Origin of the sequence: Pseudomonas serbiensis, assembly GCF_030580745.1 — a bacterium.
GTDB classification, from domain to species: Bacteria; Pseudomonadota; Gammaproteobacteria; order Pseudomonadales; family Pseudomonadaceae; genus Aquipseudomonas; species Aquipseudomonas serbiensis.
The window spans coordinates 57417-77468 of record NZ_JAUQOO010000018.1 but is presented as its reverse complement, the minus strand read 5'-3'; the positions used below and the strand labels follow the sequence as shown (position 1 = coordinate 77468).

At 58.2% G+C, this 20052-nt stretch carries 15 protein-coding genes; 1 reads left to right on the top strand and 14 read right to left on the bottom strand.

The window, feature by feature from the left end; translation table 11 throughout:
• Positions 1-89: 89 nt before the first annotated feature.
• Positions 90-638: a cupin domain-containing protein gene (locus Q6A51_RS20875; protein WP_201000722.1), complete on the top strand. Its 549-nt coding sequence runs from the start codon at positions 90-92 to the stop codon at positions 636-638.
• A 48-nt stretch (positions 639-686) separates the two neighbouring features.
• On the opposite strand, the gene Q6A51_RS20870 is transcribed toward Q6A51_RS20875, so the two are convergent.
• From Q6A51_RS20870 to Q6A51_RS20805, 14 genes are all read right to left on the bottom strand, one after another.
• The gene (locus Q6A51_RS20870; protein WP_304575637.1) at positions 687-2858 is read right to left on the bottom strand and encodes a TonB-dependent receptor family protein; all 2172 of its coding nucleotides are present in this window, start codon (positions 2856-2858) and stop codon (positions 687-689) included.
• A 204-nt stretch (positions 2859-3062) separates the two neighbouring features.
• On the bottom strand, positions 3063-4127 hold the full coding sequence (locus tag Q6A51_RS20865) for a hypothetical protein (RefSeq protein ID WP_304575636.1): 1065 nt from the start codon (positions 4125-4127) through the stop codon (positions 3063-3065).
• A gap of 29 nt (positions 4128-4156) precedes the next feature.
• On the bottom strand, positions 4157-5968 hold the full coding sequence (locus Q6A51_RS20860; RefSeq protein ID WP_304575635.1) for a hypothetical protein: 1812 nt from the start codon (positions 5966-5968) through the stop codon (positions 4157-4159).
• A 3-nt stretch (positions 5969-5971) separates the two neighbouring features.
• A complete protein-coding gene (locus tag Q6A51_RS20855; RefSeq protein WP_304575634.1) occupies positions 5972-7264 on the bottom strand; it encodes a hypothetical protein in 1293 nt (430 codons plus the stop codon).
• 18 nt (positions 7265-7282) lie between these two features.
• Positions 7283-8221 carry a hypothetical protein gene (locus Q6A51_RS20850; RefSeq protein ID WP_304575633.1) on the bottom strand — a complete coding sequence of 313 codons (939 nt, stop codon included), beginning with the start codon at positions 8219-8221 and terminating at the stop codon, positions 7283-7285.
• A 56-nt stretch (positions 8222-8277) separates the two neighbouring features.
• On the bottom strand, positions 8278-10665 hold the full coding sequence (locus Q6A51_RS20845) for a hypothetical protein (protein WP_304575632.1): 2388 nt from the start codon (positions 10663-10665) through the stop codon (positions 8278-8280).
• A gap of 13 nt (positions 10666-10678) precedes the next feature.
• Positions 10679-11836: a hypothetical protein gene (locus Q6A51_RS20840; protein ID WP_304575631.1), complete on the bottom strand. Its 1158-nt coding sequence runs from the start codon at positions 11834-11836 to the stop codon at positions 10679-10681.
• Positions 11815-13254, bottom strand: coding sequence for an alkaline phosphatase family protein (locus tag Q6A51_RS20835; protein WP_304575630.1), 1440 nt, complete (start codon positions 13252-13254; stop codon positions 11815-11817). Before Q6A51_RS20835 ends, Q6A51_RS20840 begins: the two co-directional genes overlap by 22 nt.
• Complete coding sequence (eboE, locus tag Q6A51_RS20830) at positions 13244-14470, bottom strand: metabolite traffic protein EboE (protein WP_304575629.1); 1227 nt, start codon at positions 14468-14470, stop codon at positions 13244-13246. The genes Q6A51_RS20835 and eboE overlap by 11 nt, the downstream gene beginning before the upstream one ends.
• Positions 14467-15351 (bottom strand): TatD family hydrolase, encoded by an 885-nt coding sequence (locus tag Q6A51_RS20825; protein ID WP_201017156.1) that lies wholly within the window; start codon positions 15349-15351, stop codon positions 14467-14469. The genes eboE and Q6A51_RS20825 overlap by 4 nt, the downstream gene beginning before the upstream one ends.
• Positions 15352-15380: 29 nt before the next feature.
• Positions 15381-16160 (bottom strand): EboA domain-containing protein, encoded by a 780-nt coding sequence (locus Q6A51_RS20820; RefSeq protein ID WP_201017155.1) that lies wholly within the window; start codon positions 16158-16160, stop codon positions 15381-15383.
• Positions 16157-17041 carry a UbiA family prenyltransferase gene (locus Q6A51_RS20815; protein WP_201000703.1) on the bottom strand — a complete coding sequence of 295 codons (885 nt, stop codon included), beginning with the start codon at positions 17039-17041 and terminating at the stop codon, positions 16157-16159. Before Q6A51_RS20815 ends, Q6A51_RS20820 begins: the two co-directional genes overlap by 4 nt.
• Positions 17038-18921 carry a 3-dehydroquinate synthase gene (locus Q6A51_RS20810; RefSeq protein ID WP_304575628.1) on the bottom strand — a complete coding sequence of 628 codons (1884 nt, stop codon included), beginning with the start codon at positions 18919-18921 and terminating at the stop codon, positions 17038-17040. The genes Q6A51_RS20815 and Q6A51_RS20810 overlap by 4 nt, the downstream gene beginning before the upstream one ends.
• Positions 18922-19251: 330 nt before the next feature.
• Positions 19252-20031 carry a nitroreductase family protein gene (locus Q6A51_RS20805; protein ID WP_236250133.1) on the bottom strand — a complete coding sequence of 260 codons (780 nt, stop codon included), beginning with the start codon at positions 20029-20031 and terminating at the stop codon, positions 19252-19254.
• Positions 20032-20052 lie beyond the last annotated feature (21 nt).

Genomic DNA, 20052 nt, shown 5'->3' with positions numbered 1-20052 from the left:
AACGTGATTTAATACGCGGCTTTTGTGGGGTTGTGGTGTCTGCCATCAACCGCGCCTAATTCACCGAATATTTCTCATGTAAGGCGGCTATGGACACAGGAGCACGACTCAAGCTGGTACGCGAAAGCTACAAGTTGTCTCAGCGCGAGCTGGCCAGGCGCAGCGGTGTGACCAATGCCACGATCTCTCTGATCGAGCAGAACCGGGTAAGCCCTTCAGTCAGTTCCCTCAAGAAACTGCTTGAGGGTATTCCCATGACTCTGGCGGATTTCTTCACCTTCGATCAGCCGCCGGGGCAGGACCAGTATGTGTTCCGGGCCAATGACCAGCCTGATCTGGGGCGCAACGGGTTACGCCTGCTTCTGGTCGGAGCGACCTTGCCGAGCCGGCAGATGCGCTTTCTGCGCGAGCAATACGCGCCGGGCGCCAGTTCCGGTGACGAGCCTATCGTGCACGCCGAAGGCGAGGAGTGCGGGTTGGTCACGCGCGGGACGGTCGAGCTGACCATCAACGGCCAGACCAATATCCTCAACGCTGGCGATGGCTACTATTTCCCCTCTACCTTGCCCCATCGCTTTCGCAACATCGGCCAGGACGAGGCCGAGATCATCAGCGCCAACACGCCTGCAAACTTCTGACCCGTCCCCATCGCTTGCACAGGGCAAGTCGATGGGGGTGCAGTCATCTCAGCGCAGGCTCCACGAAACCCCGGCATAGACGCCCATGCCATCGCCCGGTGTCGAACGGGCCACATCCTGCCCTCGGTCGTCATAACCCGGCGTCACGGTGCTGGCGTAACGTTTGTTGGTCAGGTTGCGCAAGTCCAGCCAGGTCTGCCAGTCATCCTTGGGCGAGGCATAACCCAGCGTTGCACCCAGCAGCGTGTATTGGTCTGCGTAATATGAATTGGCGTAATCCACGGCAATCTTTGATGCATGCTCGGTGTTCAGCCCGATATAGAAACCGGTGGGATGGCTGTAGCGCAATTCGGCCTGATAATAGTGCTTGGGAATGCCAGCCAACTGGTTGTCACCGAAACGATCATCATCGCGGTAGTGGAAATCGCTATAGGTATAGGCTTGACGCAATGCCAGCTTGCCTGCCGCGCCGCCTTGCCACAGCGGGCTGTCCAGGCTGGCCTCGACCCCTTGATGAATCGTCGGGCTGGCATTGGATTCCGCAATGATCTGCGAAGTGGTCTGGGTCGCTGCCTGGGTTTCGATGCTCAGCAGTTCGTGGCGTACCTGTGAGTAGTACCAGGCCAGATCCCAGCGACCCAAGCCGTTTTCACCACGTCCGCCCAGCTCCAGAGTGGTGGCAGTCTGGTTCTCAAGCTCGACACCTGCACGTTGCAGGCCGGTCGCGGCTCCGCTTCCGGCCGGGAAGAACTTGTTCGAGCCCCAGATCATCGACCAGGCATGAGGCGGCTCGACCGAACGGCTGAGGTTGCCGTACACCTGCAATTGCGGGGTGAAGTCGTAGCGCAGGCCGAGGCGGGCGGCGTAATCCCAGTCATGGGTGCTGACCGGGTCGTTGACCTCGGGATAGGTGACTTCTGTCTCGCGGCGGGTATAGATGGCGGCGATGCCGGTGGTCAGCCACAGGTCGGGGACCAGTTCCAGGTCGTTGCTCAGGTGCAGGGCCGTGTCGGAGCCCAGGTAACTGTAATCCCGGGTCTTGTTGCCGACGGCAAAACCGGCGGTGTTGCCGGTGGGAATACGGACGTATTCGGAAGCGCCATTATTCGGCAAACCCTTGGTAGTACGCAGGCCGATGGTGGTGATGCTCTGATGACCGGCCAGTTGGTCCTGACGGATATAGTTCAGTGTGCCGCTGATATCGGTGTAGGCAACCTTGAGCCGGTTGGTGCCTTCGCGCAGGTCCATGGGGTAGTCGTGATAGACCAGACCGGCTTCCACTCTGGAATTGTCATCCAGATAGAACGTGGTCTTGTTGGCCAGCCAGGTGCTGCCCGGCTGCAGACGTTTGGAGTCGCGGGCCACATTGAGAGTGTTGGCCGCCCGCGGATCGTGACGGATCTGGTCTTTAGTGAGCCTGCCCGGCGTATCGTTGTCGGTTTCCCGATAGCGGAAGTAGAAACGGGTCTCGATATTCGGGTTGAAGCGGTAGCCGACGTTGGCGGCAATGCCTTTGCTGCCACCGGCGCTTTGATCCTGAAAACCGTCATAGTTCGAGTCGGTCAGGCTGACGTAGTAATCCAGATCCCCCAGCACCTGCCCGGAGCTGATCTGCCGCTTGGTATAGCCATGGCTGCCAGCTTCATAGCGCAGTTGCAGTTTGGGGGCGTCATAGCCGGTACGGGTGAGGTAATTGATCGAGCCGCCCAGGGCCAGTGAGCCCTGATCGAAGCCGTTGGCGCCACGACGCACGTCCACATGGCTCAGCCACAGAGGTTCCTTCAGTTCATAAGGCGTCCCGCCTGGACCGGTAAGCGGCAGGCCATCGAGCATTTCAAACAGCCCTGAAGCATGTGCGCCCGGCGCCCGGTTGATGCCCGAGCCGCGAATGGAAATTTTCGCGCCTTCGCTGTTGGCCGCCTTGGCGTAGATACCGGCCTGATATTTGAAGACATCTTCATTGTTGGCTACCCGGCCTTGCTCGACGTCATTCAGGTCCACGACATTGGTGGCACCCGGCACCTTCTTCACTTCCTCCCGCGATACCTCGGCGGCACTGACCGTACCGGCAGAAACCTCGATATTCGACAGATTGACGGTGTTTTCATCACTGCTCTGGGCGTGAGCGATATTGACGCAGGCGAGGGCGGCGTTGAGGCCCAGCAGTTTCGCAGTGCTCAGACGAGATAGGGGGAAAGGTGGAGTGTGTTGCAAGTGCATATGCCTTGTTCCTTGAGAACGACCGCTGTGCCGCAGAATAGGTATTCGATGCCGGACAGGGGGATGGCGTCACTTGCTGCAAATATAGGCGGGTTTTGCCCGTTGGAGGGGGCTTGCCCGCGACGGCTTCACAACAGGCACCACATTTTCAGCGCCTGAAAAAGCTGTCGCGGCCAAGGCCCCTCCCACACGGTATTGAGTACATCAAGAAAACAATGCCACTCGCCGTAACCTCCCGGTCAGCGGCACCACTGTATTTTCCCGGCCGGGAAGTAGACGTCCGGTGAGTCCCATGCCTTCGCTGACGATCACGGCATTTTCCACAAGGCACAGGTTGGAGGGGGTATCCAGCTCTGTTGCAAGAACGACAACCTCTCGGCTTTGCAGGTCGCAGCTCAATAACCGGCCGCTGAAGCGCTCGAAACCGCCATGCAAGGGTTCGCCGGCCCAGTCGGGGCGCAAGGGTTGTAGCAGCCGATCGCACAGTTCCAGCACCAGAACGCTGCCATCCGGGCGTATTGCCAGGCCGGTGGGCAGTTGCAGCCCGCTGATCAGCAACTCGATCTTGCTGGTGTCCGGCCAGACTCGTATCACCTGGCCGGCCCGGTCGACAAAGTCGATACCCTGTCTGGCAGGATCGTTGCGCAGTTCCCCGGAAAACAGGCTGATCAGGACCGCACCGGTCGCAGGCTCATAGACCAGTGTAACGGGCACCGCTTCCTGTCCTTGAGCCAGATCAGGCAACTGAGCCAGGATGCGCTCACCTTCATTGCCCTGACTGAATTCCACCAGTTGGTTGGTATCAGGCTTGACCGCCAGCCAGCTATGACGAGCCGGGTGATAGCACAGGGAATTCAGGTTGCCCTGGCTGTGAAATACCGGCTCGGGCGGCGAGTACTGGATATCCAGGATCTTCGAGCCCTGCACATAGTCGGTCTGGCTGACCAGGCAGCGCCCGTCACCCAAGGCGATGTCCGAGACGCCCATGATCTCGTCCCGCAGCATGCGAGGCTGCATGTTCATGGCGCGAAAACCTTGCGCCAGTGTTTCGGCAGGCAGGTAAGCCTCTGGATTTTTCGGGTCCGGGCGCAGCACGCTGATACGGCCACTGAAAGTCGCATCGGGCAAGCCCGATCCGGCTTCGATCAGCAGCAGGCTGCCGTCGGGTCGTACACACAACCCACGCGGGTTCAGCAAACCTTCTGCAATGAAGGTGCTGGCACACAGACGCTCAACGGGGTGAGCGGGAATTTCAATGGGAACAGTCATGAAGCTCTCCATAGCCATGGGTGGGGCACTCATTGCTGCGGCTGCCATGGCGTACCTGTCAGGTAGGCGCTGAGCAGTGCGCGCTGGCTGGGCGACATCGAACGCACGACCGGCATATAAAGAGTGGTGCCTTTGTACTTGTCCGAGGTGCGCGCAAGGATGGCATTCTTGGCGCCCATGACCGCATCTGGCTGATTGAGCGGTACGTAGCGCGACATGGCAGGGAACGCCAGATAGTGATAGCGCAGCACGTTGGGGTACACCTGATCCCAGGTGATGATGCTGCCTTCAGGGATTCCGAAGTCTGTCTGGGAGTATTTGCGGAAGGCGCTGAAGTATGGACTGTTATCCGCAAGGGTGTACGTCAGCTTGGGAAAGCCCGCCAACGCTTCGGTCCCGTTTTTCAGGCTGATATCGATATTGACCGAATGTTGATTGGCGGGTACGGAAACCGATGACGGATAGTTCAGGCAATCGAGGCTTGTGCCAATGGCTATTTTAATAGAGGTGTCGGAAGGAACAGGCCCACCCAGATACCTGACCTGCAATGGAATCGTCAGGCCGTCAGGATGGTCTTCCAGATAGATATTTCGCTGGTCGGTGTAGAGTCTGTAGGGCGACTCGGCGATTTGTAGAGACGTCTTTGCAGGTGGATCAACTCTATAGTTCATGACCTCGTCTGGAGCCGTGATGGTCAATGGCTGGGTCTTGACCTGCTGTACTGTGCCTGCATCAAGCGGCAAATCCACGATACCGCCGTACAGGTAATAATTCTGCAGGTACTCATTGTCCGGAGTCAGAGTCGTGAGGGTTGTAGTACCCGCGCAGAAGTTGACAGGACCGTAATCGGCATTGGGTCCGATGGGACTGGTAATGGCAGTACGGTCGGACCTGAACGTCTCCTCAGGAATGAGGTTCACCATATCGATGCTCAATAACCCGTTGTCGCTCAGGTCTGCAAAACCGGTACCTCCTGTGTTCTGGTTGACGAGCAGCCGGCCCGCTGGGCAGATGACAGGCTCGTCGGCAAAGGCCGGTGCCAATGTGCCGATAACCCTGCCAATGCTTGGATTGGGTGTGTATTTCCTGGCTGCATAATCGGCATTCAGTTGTTTTGTGGTCAGGGTCGGACACATCTCGAACATGACGAAGCGCAGGACGATACCGGTTGCTCCGGGAGCCTTGATGATCGATTGCAGGATTTCGCTCTGCTGGTTGTAACTGACGATGCTGTCCAGCGGGAAGGTCAACTGGAATGTGCCGCTGAGGGCAAAGGATCCTGGAGCATCCATGGTCTCAGGCCCCAGTATTCGTTGTTTCACATCCAGGCTGCTGCACACGGTATCGCAGTTGATCAGCAACTGGACATCGCCTATGTTGCCGATCTGAAGACCGCCGACAAATATCTGGGTAGTCACCACTGAGGTCGGGTCCAGATCTACCATCATCGGACCGGAGGAGCTTCGTTGGCCGGTTGCCGGGTCCAGTGAGCCGAGCAGATAGACGGGTTGCCCCACCAGCTCGCCTTGCTTGCTGATCGCTCCCGGATTGCCCTGTGAACTGATCTGCGTATCCAGTTCGACGAGATGCTGGCCATAGTGATTCCAGCCACCCTGGGTGTAACCGCTGGCTGGCGCAGTACTGGAGGGCGCATTGATCTTTTCGTTCAATTGCTCATCGGTGTAGGACTGTGCCTCCGGGGCAATAGTCGAGGTCGCCGGATCAAATAGCTTGAATCCTTTTGTATCGTTCTGAGGCACAGTTGCTGAATTGTTCGGCACGCTCACATCCGTGCTGATGCCACCCCAGAAGTTCACTCGTGGTCCATTAAGAATGCTCATGGTCTATTTCTCGTCCTTGGGGCCTTGGGGGGCGGGCTGTGCAAATTTGAACATGTAGGAAAAATCGGCCTTGTAAGGGCTGCCGACCGGTGTCGCCATGGAATGGCAAGCCATGCAACTGCTGTTGGCCTGGATGTAGCTTTCCATCGTGACGTTGGCCGAAAGTGCCGGGGTCGGCTGGCCCAACGGATTACCGGGGTTGTTCGGGTTGAACGGACGCTGGGTCGTGACGAGCTGGTAGTACTTCAGAGCGCTTTGCTGCAGGCCGGGATTGAGCTGGAACCCCTTGTTGATCAGTTCGGTGGAGAGAGCAATCGGCGTCACCCGGTTCAGCGGGTTCGGGGTCTGGAAGGTGGTGCCTGCCTTGGGCACGCACACCATCTTGTTGTCTTGCGTCTGCCAGTCGCACGGGGACTGATTGAGGCTGGCAGGATCGGCGTGGGGGTTGAAGTAGGAGTAGTTGATGCCGGGTGCCGGGTTGTCGATCCATTGGCCTCCCGACTCCTTCTTGGGTGGCACGTTGTCGATCTGCTCGAAGGTGGACCAGATCCACTGTGGATAGCCTTGCACCTTGGTGATGATGTGCAGGCCCACCAGACCCAGATAGGCATCTGCAACAGCACCGGTGGGTTTGCCCTGATCATCGAACAGATCGACCTGCGAATGAATCGTCAGGTAACGACTGGCGTTGTCGGCGGGTGTGAGGATACGCCAGCTCGACTTGACCTCGATGACTTCGTTGGGGAATGAAATGTTGCTGGCTTTGGACACGACATTAGCGTTGTAGAAGTTGTTGTCCACGATGTAGTTGTACGAAACCTCGTTGGCCGAGATGTCGTAGTAGGTCGGGTTACCGCGTTGATCGATCAGCCAGCCGCCCACGGCCTGATCGACCGCCTGGAGTACGCCGGTGTTTTTCAGGGCCGAAATATTGATCATGCCCAGATTCCTGCCGGTCAACGGAGTATTCCAGGGGCCTGGATTACTGCCGTCCGCCGGGAATATTTCACTGACGTTCTTGTAGCTCTGCCAGACGGTGTAACCCGCATCTCCGGGTTTCTTGTTGCAATCGGGCGTTCCGCGCTGACCATCCGTTACGGGCCAGTTCAGGGCGATGAACATCTGCCAGCTGTACAGATCGAACAGGTCCTGGCCGCTTTTGGCGGCTGGAGCGCTGCCGGGAAGCTGGCAGTTGAGACTCGTCACAGACACATCCGGCATTGGCTGTTCGAGAGCTAGGGCAGGCAGGCTGACACTGCCCAGCAGCGCCAGGGCAAGACGATATCGGTTCTTCATGGCATGCGTCCTTGTCTGTCAGGGCTTGTTGGGCATCAGGTTGTTCCACTGCGCCTTTTTGCCATTGCTCAGTGTGGTCGGCGGATTGAACAACTGGCAGGGCTCGGGGTTTGCCGGGCACATCTTCGCCACCTGTGCCCAGGTAGTGGCCGGGTCCGGTTTGGCTATGCGGAAGTTGGTGTAGTTCTGGCTGACGATAGGGGCATTGGCGGTGGAGACATCGCCCGAAAAGAAGAAGGATTGAGGAAGCCGGTAAGGTGGTTGCCCTTTCTGGCTGCTGGTGGCGGCCTTGAAGAATGAATAACCGAACAGGATCGGACCGTCCGGCCCCGGCACATCAAGGGCATACGCTTGCACGCTGGCGTTGAGGTTCTTGCTGCGCTCGGCGCTATAGGGCAAATGCTGGATGAAGTCCTGGCGCGGCGGGTGGTTCATGGGCGAGAACATGCAGCAGGCGGGCATGCCTTTGGGGCGGTCCTGCTCGTAAGTCAGGAAGTACGCCTTGTTGCCCAGCGACACGAAGCTGCACGTGTAGTTGTTGTCCTTGATCGGGAAGATCGGCAGGCAGTATTTCTCGTAGTGCTCCATCATTGCGCCGTAGCCATCGCCATCGGCCGGAATATAGGTCGTGTCGTAATAGCTGGTGCCCTTGGAAACGCTGTAGTCACTGGTTTTCAAGGTGGCGGGTGGGTTGCTGTAAGGCGGCGGGTTGGTCTTGTAGCTGTCGGTGGTCACCCGGTACATCGTCCAGTTGCTGACCCAGTACGCGGGGAAAAACGGATCGCTTGGGTCGCCCGGATTCCTCTTGGCAATGCAATTGCCATTCTTTTCGGTGCAGCCCGAAGTGTTATGGACACCCATGCTGAAGTAGACATCGCCGTCGTCCTGCGCAAACAGGGTGTTGCAAAACAGCAGGCTCGACAACATGAACAGCCGAATCAAAATGCTGGACTTCATACGACACTCCTTTGCAAGCGCGGATGGCCTTTCAGCCACCCGCTTTCCTGCCGGGTTTAACAGCTTTGAGGGTAATTACTCATGCTCAGCGGCATGGGCGGGTAGTTCGCCTTCACCAGCGATTGCGCCCAAAGCTCCAGCACGGCGCGTCGGCTTTGCGGCATGTCACGGGTGATGGGCATCGCCAGTGTGCTTTCTTCCTGGTATGGCTTGCCGATCAGTTTGATCAACTGATCGACCGCGCCCTCGATGCGTTTCAGGGAGTTGAGAGGCATGTACTTGGTCATGATCGGGTACAGGTAATAGAAGGGTTCGAGGATTCGTGGATAGATGAACTGTTCCCAGATCAATACACGGGCATCCTGTTGCGTACAGATGCTGTTCCAGTAGTCGACGAAGTCCTTTTGCAACTTGGGCTCCATAGGCAGCACCCGCAACGGTGCCAGGAAGTCGGTGTAGGCTTCCATGTAGTTGAAGCTGAAAGGGATCGCGGGAGGCTGATCGCCTTCCTGGACAAAGAACCTCAGGGTGGGAAAGCCGGCTGCCGTGGCGTTGATCATCACCTGGGCAATGCCTTTGGCGTCGGTCTTGATCTGTACCACGCTGTAATCCACCGTGGTGTTGCCCTGCAGGGTGCCTTGCAGGTCGGTGGCATTGGCAAACGTCAGGCAATGTTTGAGGGACAGCGCTGTGGGTTCGTGCAGATAGGCCTGATAGCTGACTTTATCGCCATTGGTTCCCGTGTTGATTGCCGCAGAATGTACGGCACTCAGGCTGCGGCCGCTGCCTTTGGTTGCCTGACTCACTACCAGGGGCGTATCGATAAATTGCGGCAGTCGGGATTGGTTCTGCGAGTAGTCCAATGGATTGTTGGTGAACAGCGTGAAGTCCGGATCATTGCGGAAGGCCAGATAATAGTCGCTGGTGGTTACCGAGAAGGCGTTGTTGTATTCCGCCACCCAGATCACTGTGTCCACTGCCGGCTTGCCGTCGTACTGGACCATGATATTCAGGGTCTTGATATCACCCACATCGATGAAGCTGGCGCTTTCCACTACCTCGGCAGTCCACATCTGTTGCGTGGCGGCGGTCTTGGGTGACGAGCCCAGCAAACGCAGTTCCAGCGGCCCGCTTTGCAGCGTGGCGATGTCATCGGCGCTCAGGGCAAAGTCGAGAATACCGGCGCGCTTGTCGAACGCAAACTGCCGGTACTGCTCGAAGCCGAAGTTCGCTACCGGAGTGAATTTTCCGTTATTGCGCACGCCCACCTGGTAGTCACCGGCCTGGAATTTTTCCGCAACGGGAATGGCCGCCTTGCTGTCGACCGGATAGAACGGGAATCCGGTTCCAAGGTCCAGCGACAGGGTGTTGTTCTCAGGCTGCACCTGAGCCGAAATCACCCCAAGCTGGATAGCCACGCCAGGCGGCAGCGGGGTATCGCCGGGTTTGGTCTTGTAAACGCTGATAGGCGAGGCCGGGACCAGACGCTGCCCTGCGGGTGCGGTCGGGAATTCATCCTCGAACCATAACCCCAGTGTGCCGGCCGTGCGGCTGTAGGCCGGGTTGAAAAAGATATCGGCGACGTTATCCAGACCTTTCTGATACATGGCCTGCATTTCTGCCAGTATTTTTGCCGGGCTTTCGTTGCCTGTCGGGTGGGTGATAAAGGGCGGGTAGTCGTTGAAGATGCCGTTCTTGTCGTAGTAGGTCAGATAGGTCGAGAAGCGGAACATCAGGCCTTTGGCGTTTTGCTGTTCCATCTGCTGCTGCAGGTTCTGCAATAGAACCGAGTCGCCGATCACCCATTGCAGGTTTTCCTTGGGAAAACAGGTCTGCCAGGTGGTGGTGACATAACTCAGGCCGCCGAAGGCTCCCCAGTTGAAGTTCAGAAAACGGTCGAGCATGCGGTGCTGGCGATTGAGGGTCAGGCCGCACTGGTTGTCGCCTATGACCAGATTGTCGAAGTACAGCGCCGTGAACGTGTTCTGCCAGGGGCTGACATCAACGAAACGTGCCGCGGAGGGGGCCGTGCCGCCAAAGGGGTTGCCTGTCAACTGGTAGCTCTTGTTGACCAGGTTGTCCTGGCTGATATAGCTGTTGGTCTGCAACTCGCCACCGATGACCAGCGACTGGGTAAGGTTGTGGCTGACCGTGCCGCAGCTGTTATCGCCAAACAGGTTCCATTCGCCAGGGATACCGCTCGCCGCAGCGTTGCCGGGTACTTGCAGCACATAGTCTGGAACGGTGGGGATCGGTGCGATGGTCCAGGGCAGCAGAGTGCTGGCGGCGTTTTCGGGGGTGATGCCGTACTCGGCCAGAAACGGCCAGTTCATCTGCATCTTGACCGCGTCGTACAGCGGAAACATGTCGTTGTTGTTGGCCGTCGGCGGGTTCCAGAACATGTGGCCATTGAAATAGATACGGGGGAAATTCAACACGCTCATAGGGTCATGCTCCTTAAGGTCGTTGCCACTGGGCGCGTTTCAGCGACCAGACGAAGTCCAGTTTTTCGTAACCGGCATAGGCCGACTCGGGCAGCTCCTTGACCGGGTAGGCGAGGCCGCCATTCTGGTCGAGCGCGAAGTTGAAATAAGTCTTGGTCTTCGTTGAATAGGCCGCTGTGCTGTGACAGGCCAGGCAGTCGGAATTGCTCTGGAAAGCTGACTCCAGTTGCGAGTTGGCCAGCAACTGTCCATCGTTCTGATACTGGACGCCGATCAATTCGTATTGCGCCAGCGCAGGGTATTGAGCCTGGAAAGTGGCGTTGACCGGTTTTGCCGCCGCTGTTGGCCCGGTGATATTGGTCATGGGCTTTGCCGGAGTGTCATTGGTCACGCTGTACTTGCTGTTGTTCTTGTTTTCAAAGGTGGTCCAGACCCAGCTTGGCGACAGCTTGTTGATGACGTGCATGCCACTGAGGGCGGCATAACCCACGTTATAGGTTTTCTCGTCGTCCTCCAGGTAATAGGCCTGAATGATGTAGTAACCATCATTGGTCAGTTGCTGCATGAAAGTCTGATCGGCACCGATCCACAGCCATGAAGTTTTCAGCTCCCAGGCTGTGGAGGGAAAGTTCAGGCTGCTGGTCAGGGCCGCCTGGCCGTTCGCGTTGTAGACCTTTTGCTGCATGATGTAATTGAAGGTGTCTTCACTCATCTGCAGGTGAAAACGCACCGGCTGGCCCCGTTGCGCTGCAGGCACCTGGTTGCCCATTTGCAGAATCAGCCCGTCCACCTGCTGCACGCTGTCCAGGTTCTGGAAAGCGCGCTGCATGTTCAGGCCCAGTGTCTGGGCCTGTTTGCTCACATCGGCTGGCAACGGTTCGCGCTGGGCATAGGGCAGGGGCTGTGCGCCATTGCTCAGATAGACCTGATCGCTGGGCTTGAGGGTTTCCCAGACACGATTGGGGTTGCCTTGGGCTGCGGGCTGGTTCAGGCAGGCAAACCAGTTCCAGGCCATGGTTTCAGGGCTCTGCTGGAATGCAGTCCAGGTCGTGGCGGAGTTGGTGCCAAACTTGAAAAGGTTGGTGCAATCGAAATTGGCTGGGGTCGGCGTCTGCGCTTGAGCCAGACCGGCTACAGCACTCAGAACGGTTACACAAAGGGCTCGCCGCATGAAATCTCCTTGGCATTGGCCTGATCACGGTGTTGGTGCCCCCGGAAGTACTCCAGAAGCAGTTGCTTGACGGCTGTTGCAGGAAGACGCTCCGGCAGCTGCAGTTCGCAATTTGTAATAAGTAACGGGCCTGACTGTTCGTCGCTGGGCAAGCGTCCATGGCTGCCGCGAATCAGTCGGGTATCGAGAGGGATCAAGTCCATGTAGTAGCGAAAGCCGAGCTTTTTCTGCAGCAGGCGGCGCGCCACTTTCAGTTTCGGGAAACGAATGGCCGGGTCGATGAACAGCTCCAGCGGGTCGTAACCGGGTTTGCGATGAATATCCACGGTGCGGGCAAAGTCGGGTGCCTTGCGATCATCGAACCAGTAGTAGTAATCGAACCAGTAACCGGCCTCTGCGATGACCACCAGCTCGCCGCTGCGGGGGTGATCGAGTTGCCAGGCCTGCTGCTCGGTTTTATCCAGCACCTGCTCGATGCCCGGCTGACGTTGCAACAGGGCTTTGACTTTGGGAATGTCCTGCGCCCGTTTCACGTAGATATGGGCGATCTGATGATCGGTGACGGCAAAGGCCGCACTGGCACCCGGATCCAGCAGTTCCCAGGACAGGGACTGCCGCACGTGCAGCAAGCCTTCCGAGCGCAGCACCCGGTTGATCGATATCGACTGTTGAACCGCTTCGATCCCGTACTCCGAGAGCAGCATGACCTTGGCACCTTGCTGCTCGGCAAAGCTCAGCAAACGTCCGACTTCATGGTCGATGGCCCTGACTTCATCGGCAATCGACGGATGATCCGGCCCGTGGCGTTGCAGGCTGTAATCCAGATGCGGCAGATAGACCAGTTGCAGATTGGGCCGGTTGATGCGGAATTCGGCCATGGCGCAATCCACGATCCAGCGGCTGGACGAGATGCCGGCAGCGGGTCCCCAGAAACCGGGGAATGGAAACTCGCCAATCTGTTGTTCTATGACTTCGTGCAGTGACGCCGGCGACGAATACAGACCGAACATCTTGCGACCGTCAGCGGGGTAGTGTGGGCGTGGCGTGATGGCGGCATCCACGTCGGCGTACATGTTGAACCACCAGAACAACTGGCTGCTGCGAAAGTCAGGATGCTCACGTTGGAGGGCATGCCAGACTTTCTCGCCCTGTATCAGGTCATTGGGCTGTAGCCAGAAGCGCACTTCGGCCTGATCGCGGAAATACCAGCCATTGCCGACGATGCCATGCTTCGATGGCGGCTGGCCGGTGAGAATGGATGCCTGCACAGTCGAGGTCACTGCCGGAAAGACCGGTTGCAGACTGGCCATCTGTGCATTCTTGAGTAAAGCGTTGATCTGCGGTGTGGCATCGCCCAGCAAGCCAGGTGTCAGCCCCACCACGTTGATCAGCAACAGCGGCGGCAGGTCAGATCGCATCCGCATACGCCTTTTGTCTGTTGGCGTGGGGCAGCAACAATCCCCGCTGGCGCAGTTGTGCCTCGACCCATTGCAGTTCGGCAGCGATCCCCAGCAGCAAGGCCCGTTCGGTCTGTGGCCTGATGGCCGAAGGCAGGACGTTCCAGCTATAGGTTTCCGCCTCCAGTACCGGACGGAAGTCGGCGTGGTCTGCCAGGAAGTCGAAGGTCTGGGCCAGGGCAATCTGGCTGCCGCTCAGCTCCGGCAACAGCAATTGCTCGCTGAACAGCGGCACGTGGAAATGAATCCTCAGCTCGGTGCTTTGCTCGGGGTTCTCAAGTGCCGCAGGCAAGTCGGCCCAGGCTTTCAATCGGCCTTGCGGGTCCAGGGTCTTGACCTGATGCAGATACGTGGCTTCGGCAAAGTCGCCCAGAGCGTCGAGAACCTGCTCACGGCGACTGTCATCCTCGGCGGGCAGTCGACAGATCATGGCATTGGATAACTGGATCTTGCCGACTGGAACCCCGGCCTTGCGCAGACTTTCAAGGGATTCGTAGCAGTGCTCGAAGACGACCGACTGATGGCAGACATCGAAGCACAAGGCCAGATGCTCGTGATGGGGATCGCGGGCTTGCAGGCGGTGAAAGAACTCGATGGCCTGCGTGGTGTTTTCAAGCACGCAGTCCGGTTCCATTTCCAGGCAGATCACGATCTTCTTGCCGGTCTTCTGCTGCAGGCTGGCCAGAGAAGAGGTCAGTTGCCCCAGAAACTGTTCGGCACGCTGTTGCCGTTCAGGGTTCCAGTGGGCGGCGTAACCCAATGGCACTGTCGAGATCACGCCCTGATCGCAATCTGCAGGCAATGCCTGGGCGAGAATTTCCGCCAGTTGCAGGCTGTAAGCCAGTCGCTCGGCGTCAGCCCAACTGGGCAGGTAAACCTCGGCTTTCACTGCGCCCTTGTGAAACTGGCCGTAGGGAAAGCCGTTGAGTGACGTCAGCCGCACGCCGCAGTTTTTCAGCACGTCCAGAAAGGCCATACGCGCTGAATCATCTTGCAGTTCCTGAGCTGCCTGGGCGCTGATCCATAGCCCGCTTTCCTGCTCGACCAGCTTGCGTTGCTGGCGTACGCCCTGGAAATGCTGCTCGATGGAGGCGCACAGTTCAGCCAGCCCGGGCGCGGGATGCACATTGCTGCAATAGCCTATCTGGGCGGCGGTCCAGCCTGAGGCGGCGCTCATTTGACCACCGGTTCCTGGCCACGCAGGGCCGAGTTTTCCTGCCATTGCTTGCGCTGGTCAATGGGCAGCGGGGTGCTGACCAGGGTCTTGTCCAGTTGTCCGCTCTGGGCGAAGAAGTCCACCGGGTTATGGAACAGCACTTGTTCAACCTGGGCTTGGGTAAAGCCGGCATCGAGCATTGCCTGACCGGTTTTCGGTACCTTGAGCGGGTCGCTGATGCCCCAGTCGGCAGCGCTGTTGACCACCATTTTTTCGGTGCCGTACTCCTTGAGTAGCGCCACCATGCGTTGTTCCGACATCTTGGTGTTGGGGTAGATCGAGTGGCCGCGCCAGCAGTCGGTTTCCAGCACCAGAGGCAAGGTCAGTTCGTTCAGGTGGTCGATGATGACCAGATGCTCGGGAATGTTGACTTCCCGGATCACCGCCAGAGTGCGTTTGGTGCCACCAATCTTGTCGCGATGCGGGGTGTGGACCAGAACCGGCAGGTGGAACTGCTTGGCCAGTTCCAGTTGGGCGGCCAGAAAACGGTCCTCGTCGGGTGTAATGTCGTCGTAGCCGATTTCGCCCACCGCCACCACGCCGTCCTTGACCAGATAGCGGGGCAGGATCTCCAGCACTTCTTCGGCTATCGAGAGGTTATTGGCTTCCTTGGGGTTGAGGCCGATGGTGCAGAAGTGATGGATGCCGAACATGCTGGCACGAAAGCGCTCCCAGCCGAGCAGCGTATCGAAGTAGTCGACAAAGCTGCCGACACTTGTGCGCGCCTGGCCCTGCCAGAAAGCCGGCTCGATGACTCCGGTGATTCCAGCGGCGGCCATGTTCTGATAGTCGTCCGTGGTACGGCTTACCATGTGGATGTGCGGATCGAAGTACTTGAGCATGGAACATCCTCGCAGTCAGAAAGGGGCAATCATTGGGGGAGTCGGGTTTCGTACTGGTAAAAGTGATCTGCCCATTCGGCCGGCAGGCGTTGCGCCTGATTCAGCTGGGCGAGTCGTTGGTGTTGCGACGCCGTGAGCAGCGCAAAGGCGATGACGTGAACCAGGCCGACTGAGACCGGGCGCTCGGCTGCAAGCTGTTCTTCCATCAGGTCCAGGGCAAGCTGGTTCAGCGAGCTGCTGCGACGTTCCGGCAGGCCCAGCAGGCGCTGGATTTCGAGGCTCATGCTCAGCGCTTTGAGTACCAGTTGATGGAAGGCGCGTTCGTTGTAATGGCTCGACGGGAAGGGGTTGTCCAGCGCAATGGCGGCAAATACCTGGCTGTTATGGGTGCGGCCGGCCTGAAGCGCGAGGTCCAGGCATTGCCCGCTGGCATCGAACCAGTCCAGAGCCTTCAGGATCGCAATCTTTTCCTGATCGTCGCCCCAGGCATAGAACTGACGCAGCAGAGGAGAGCGATTACCCGGTTCCTGATGCTTCAAGGCCTCGGCCAACAACTGCACACGTGCCTTCTGGGTCTTTGTCCAGATGGCGTTATCGGTTGTCGCCTGTTCGGCCAGATAGCGTTTGCACTGGCTGCTCAGGAATACCAGGGTATTGGCCGTCGGGTTCTTCGCGATCTGTTGCAGTGCTCCTTCCCACCACTGCAACTCGGAGATCTGCAGATGACGGGTGAAGCGTTGCAGTTGTTCGGTCAGTATCTCTTCTCTGAGTTCAAGTGCCGCAAGTCCATTCGGGGCGATTTCAATCATGTCGGCTTGATCCAGCGTTGGAAGCGAGGGAGCAGAAAGAACACCAGGACACACAGCAGACTGCCCCAGGGTTGATCTGCCAATGCCAGAACCATGGCGTCGAACAGAGGCAGCGCCGCCAGACCGGCACCGATGAAGGCGCGAACCTGACGATGCTGCGGGTTGGCCAGATGACGCCAGTAATTGCGCCCCAGCCAGGCGAGCCAGATCAGCAACACCAGCCAGAACATGCCGTTGCTGGCGTAGCTGACCAGGATCAGCGGGCTCAGCATCAGAATCAGCGGGAAGCGGCTGAGTAACTGATTGCGATGTTCCTGGCGGGCCAGATAGGTCAGGCCGCTGATATAGGCTCCCAGCAGCGCCGCGCAAAGCCAGATGGGCTCGGGTGGCACACTCAGGCTGGCAGCCGCTGTCAGGTAAAGCGCCGAGCGGCAGGCGCCCATCAACCAGACGCTGTGGGGGTATTTCTTGTGCAGCAGGTTGTAGGCCAGGATAAAGCCCAGCAACAGCGCAGCGCTGCCCAGTAGCCAGTTCGGTTCTTCGATCAACTGGCTCAGGCCCAGTATCGAAACCGCGGCGACCAGAATCAGGGCGCAGACGGCCAGTGCGACCTGCTGGCGACTGACCAGCCCGAGGGTGATGGGGCGCGGGTTATCGTGTTTCTGATCCCAGTCGGCATCCAGCAGATCGTTCAAGAGCATGCCGAACAGGTAAAGCAGCGACAGCACGACCAGCAGCAGACCCCAGACCAGCAGCGAGGGTGGGGCGAGGGCGCCAGCGCTGCTGGCCAACAATGCGGCTGCCAGGGTATTGGTCCATACCGTCGGCAGGTTGGAGACTCGACCCAGAGTCATCCAGGTCTTCAAGGAGGTCTGATTCATTCAGGGCAACTCTTGGTCCATCCGAGGGGCGATGTGCTGTAGGACGACAGGCGCTGCAGGGCTTGCTCCATCAGAGCGAAATCGATCTCGTGCAGATCGGTGGACTCACCCAGGCTGGTGAGCATCGGGATGGAGAGCTGGCCGCCAAGGTGCTGCCTGAACTCTTCCAGCCCTTGCACGATCAGCGAGCGGCCTTGCGAGTCCTTGAGCAGCAGCTCTGGCGGGTTGAGGCTGAAACCGAGCTGCACGAGCAAGTGCAACAGGCGCTCGGTATCGGTGTCCGACAGCAGCCCCACCGCATTGGCGTACAGCGCGTCCAGCGCCATGCCCACGGCAACCGCTTCACCATGGCGCAAACGGTGCTGACTCAGGTTTTCCAGCTTGTGAGCGGACCAGTGGCCATAATCCAGCGGCCGACCGTTGCCCCGCTCGAACGGGTCGCCTGCGCCGGTGATATGCCCCAGATGCAGCTCCGCACAACGGCGGATGGCGTAACGGCTGGCGTTGTGTTCGAAGTCCGCCAGCGCCTGGGCTTGCTGCTCCATCCACTGGAAAAAGGCCGAGTCCTTGATGGAGGCCACTTTCACGGCTTCGGCCAGCCCGGCGATCCGGTCACGCTGCGACAGGCTGAGCAGCATCTGAAAGTCGTTGATAACCGCATTGGCCGGGCAGAACGCACCAAGCAGGTTCTTCTGGCCAAAGGCATTGATGCCGTTCTTGACGCCGATACCCGCATCGTTCTGCGCAAGCACCGTGGTCGGGATACGAATCAGGCGCATGCCACGATGGAAGGTGGAGCAGGCATAACCCACGGCATCTAGCACGGCACCGCCGCCCATGGCCAGCACATAACAATGCCGGTCCAGCCCGTGCTGCAACATGTGCTCATAGAGCTGATGCAATACTTGCGGGGTCTTGCTCAACTCACCCGCAGGCACGGCGATGGGTGAGGTCTGCAAGCGCAGGTCGTGGCTGTGCGCGGCAAAGTAGGCATCAATTTGCGGCAGCAGATGGGGCGACGATTTGAGCAGTTGCTCGTCGGCAAAGATCAGCACCGTTACCCGGCCAGCCTGCTGGGTGGTGAGTTGTTCACGCAGGCAGTCATTTTTCGGGTCGAACAGGTGATCGGTAAAGACCACGGGGTAGTTGTAACTGACCTCGAAGCGGCCCTGCAAAGGGCGGCCGGTGTCTTTTACAAGGCGGGCTTTTGCCGTCTTTAACAGGCTTCGTCCGACGAGGAACAGACCAGGCAGCACCATACTGGCCAGTACCGTGGCCAACAGTGCGTTCTTCTCCATGAGGTAAGTGCCGATAGCGCTGTAGGCCAGGGCAAGTCCGGCATTGGCCAGGGTGGTGACCAACAGGAACTGACGCAGCGGATAGCGCTGCATGCCGGCAGCGACCACTGAGGTTTCGGCCAGAACCGGCACGCCACGAAGGCAAATCAACGACAAGGTATTGAGCTGATAGGCCAGTTGCCCGGTACTGCGCTTATTGACCGACAGACGCCCGGACAGCAAGCGAAAGTAGCCCGCGCCAAGGGCATAGCCAATGCCGGCACCGAGACAAAGGCCGATGAAGATGACGAAATAACCGCCCACACTTCCAAGCAGAGCCACCGCCAGCAGCGCCACAATGCTGGAGGGCACGGGCAGTACGACGTCGAAAGCAAGCAGTGCAATCAACAGAAGTGCGAGGTTTAACTTCTGAATAGGGTCTGACGGAATCGTCAGGCTTAAACCTGTCAGGAATTGTTCGATCTGTTCACCAAACAGCATGAAACTGGCGATGACCAGAATCGAAAAACACAGCAACGACAGCCACCAACTTCCGGCGACTCCTGTTTTAGAGAACGCACGGTACAACTGACTATGCTTCATCAAGCATCCCTCTTGATTGTTATGACGGAATGTCCTTGTCAGATATTTCAAACTGCATCCGGGGCAGGCATTACTCCTGTCTATACAACCAAACGGGTAGGGCGCCTGACTATGCAGGCTGGGAATGAATAGCAATGTAGTTCAGTGCTAGCGTTTTGCAAGTATGTGAAATGACAGAATTTGAAGGCGAAGTTCTATGGGGTCGGAAGAGTGTTTTCAGGGGGATGATCAGGCAGTTTATAAAAGTATTTATCGTTTGTTAGTGAGACTTATTATCAATTTAAAGTGGTTGCAGCAGCCCATATTGATCGGGGCCGCTGCTACCCGGATTCAGTGCGAAACCACAAGCTCCGTTATTGTCTGGCGCCACTGTTCTTCGATTCTTGCATCATCGGCGCGATACCCGAGTGCTATAACGAGCGGAATCACTGAACCCCGTGGAAGTTTTAAAAGACTGGCAACCCGAGAGGCGGAAAAGCCTTCCATCGGGCAGGAGTCGATTCCTTTTGCGGCAGCTCCGAGCATCAGTGTCTGGGCTGCGAAGATGGCGTTGCGCGCAGCCCATTGACGGCCGCCGATGTGACCTATGGGGATCAGGGACAAGGTGGGGCGAATAAGTGCCGCAAGAAAAACCAGCGGTGACCACAGGGCAGAAGATCCGAGCCCGAGGATCTTCTGAAACATCCCCACTTGCTTGCGGTAATAGGCTTTGGAATTCTGTCCCAGCAGCGATGAGCCTTCGACATGTTCAAGCTGCGCTTTGGCGGTGCGCAGCCCGAGTGCGGGGCTTGCCACTACGACAATGAATTCTGCTGCCGATGCAGCCGCTTTCTGCCCATTGCAGGCCGCCGTCATACTGGTTTTCAAGGCCGGGTCCCGGATCCAGTGCAGCTCGTACGGCTGCATGTTCCCGCTGGACGGCGCATAAGCCGCTTCAGCGAGCAGTGCATTGACGTCATCCTCTGCAATGGGGCTGGAGTTGAATTTGCGAATGGCTCTGCGAAAGTGATTTGCAGTCTGGAAGCCGTCCCAGGCACTCACGAAGTCTGGTGTTTTCATGGTTGGAAATGCTCTCAAGAACATGAAGGGTGTTGTGTGTCCACGCTTCAAAATCGTAAGTTAAAGCTTATG

Coding starts and splice junctions, on each gene's coding strand:
- Q6A51_RS20875 (WP_201000722.1), top strand. CDS start 90: ATGGACACAGGAGCACGACTCAAGCTGGTACGCGAAAGCTACAAGTTG.
- Q6A51_RS20870 (WP_304575637.1), bottom strand. CDS start 2,858: ATGCACTTGCAACACACTCCACCTTTCCCCCTATCTCGTCTGAGCACT.
- Q6A51_RS20865 (WP_304575636.1), bottom strand. CDS start 4,127: ATGACTGTTCCCATTGAAATTCCCGCTCACCCCGTTGAGCGTCTGTGT.
- Q6A51_RS20860 (WP_304575635.1), bottom strand. CDS start 5,968: ATGAGCATTCTTAATGGACCACGAGTGAACTTCTGGGGTGGCATCAGC.
- Q6A51_RS20855 (WP_304575634.1), bottom strand. CDS start 7,264: ATGAAGAACCGATATCGTCTTGCCCTGGCGCTGCTGGGCAGTGTCAGC.
- Q6A51_RS20850 (WP_304575633.1), bottom strand. CDS start 8,221: ATGAAGTCCAGCATTTTGATTCGGCTGTTCATGTTGTCGAGCCTGCTG.
- Q6A51_RS20845 (WP_304575632.1), bottom strand. CDS start 10,665: ATGAGCGTGTTGAATTTCCCCCGTATCTATTTCAATGGCCACATGTTC.
- Q6A51_RS20840 (WP_304575631.1), bottom strand. CDS start 11,836: ATGCGGCGAGCCCTTTGTGTAACCGTTCTGAGTGCTGTAGCCGGTCTG.
- Q6A51_RS20835 (WP_304575630.1), bottom strand. CDS start 13,254: ATGCGATCTGACCTGCCGCCGCTGTTGCTGATCAACGTGGTGGGGCTG.
- eboE (WP_304575629.1), bottom strand. CDS start 14,470: ATGAGCGCCGCCTCAGGCTGGACCGCCGCCCAGATAGGCTATTGCAGC.
- Q6A51_RS20825 (WP_201017156.1), bottom strand. CDS start 15,351: ATGCTCAAGTACTTCGATCCGCACATCCACATGGTAAGCCGTACCACG.
- Q6A51_RS20820 (WP_201017155.1), bottom strand. CDS start 16,160: ATGATTGAAATCGCCCCGAATGGACTTGCGGCACTTGAACTCAGAGAA.
- Q6A51_RS20815 (WP_201000703.1), bottom strand. CDS start 17,041: ATGAATCAGACCTCCTTGAAGACCTGGATGACTCTGGGTCGAGTCTCC.
- Q6A51_RS20810 (WP_304575628.1), bottom strand. CDS start 18,921: ATGAAGCATAGTCAGTTGTACCGTGCGTTCTCTAAAACAGGAGTCGCC.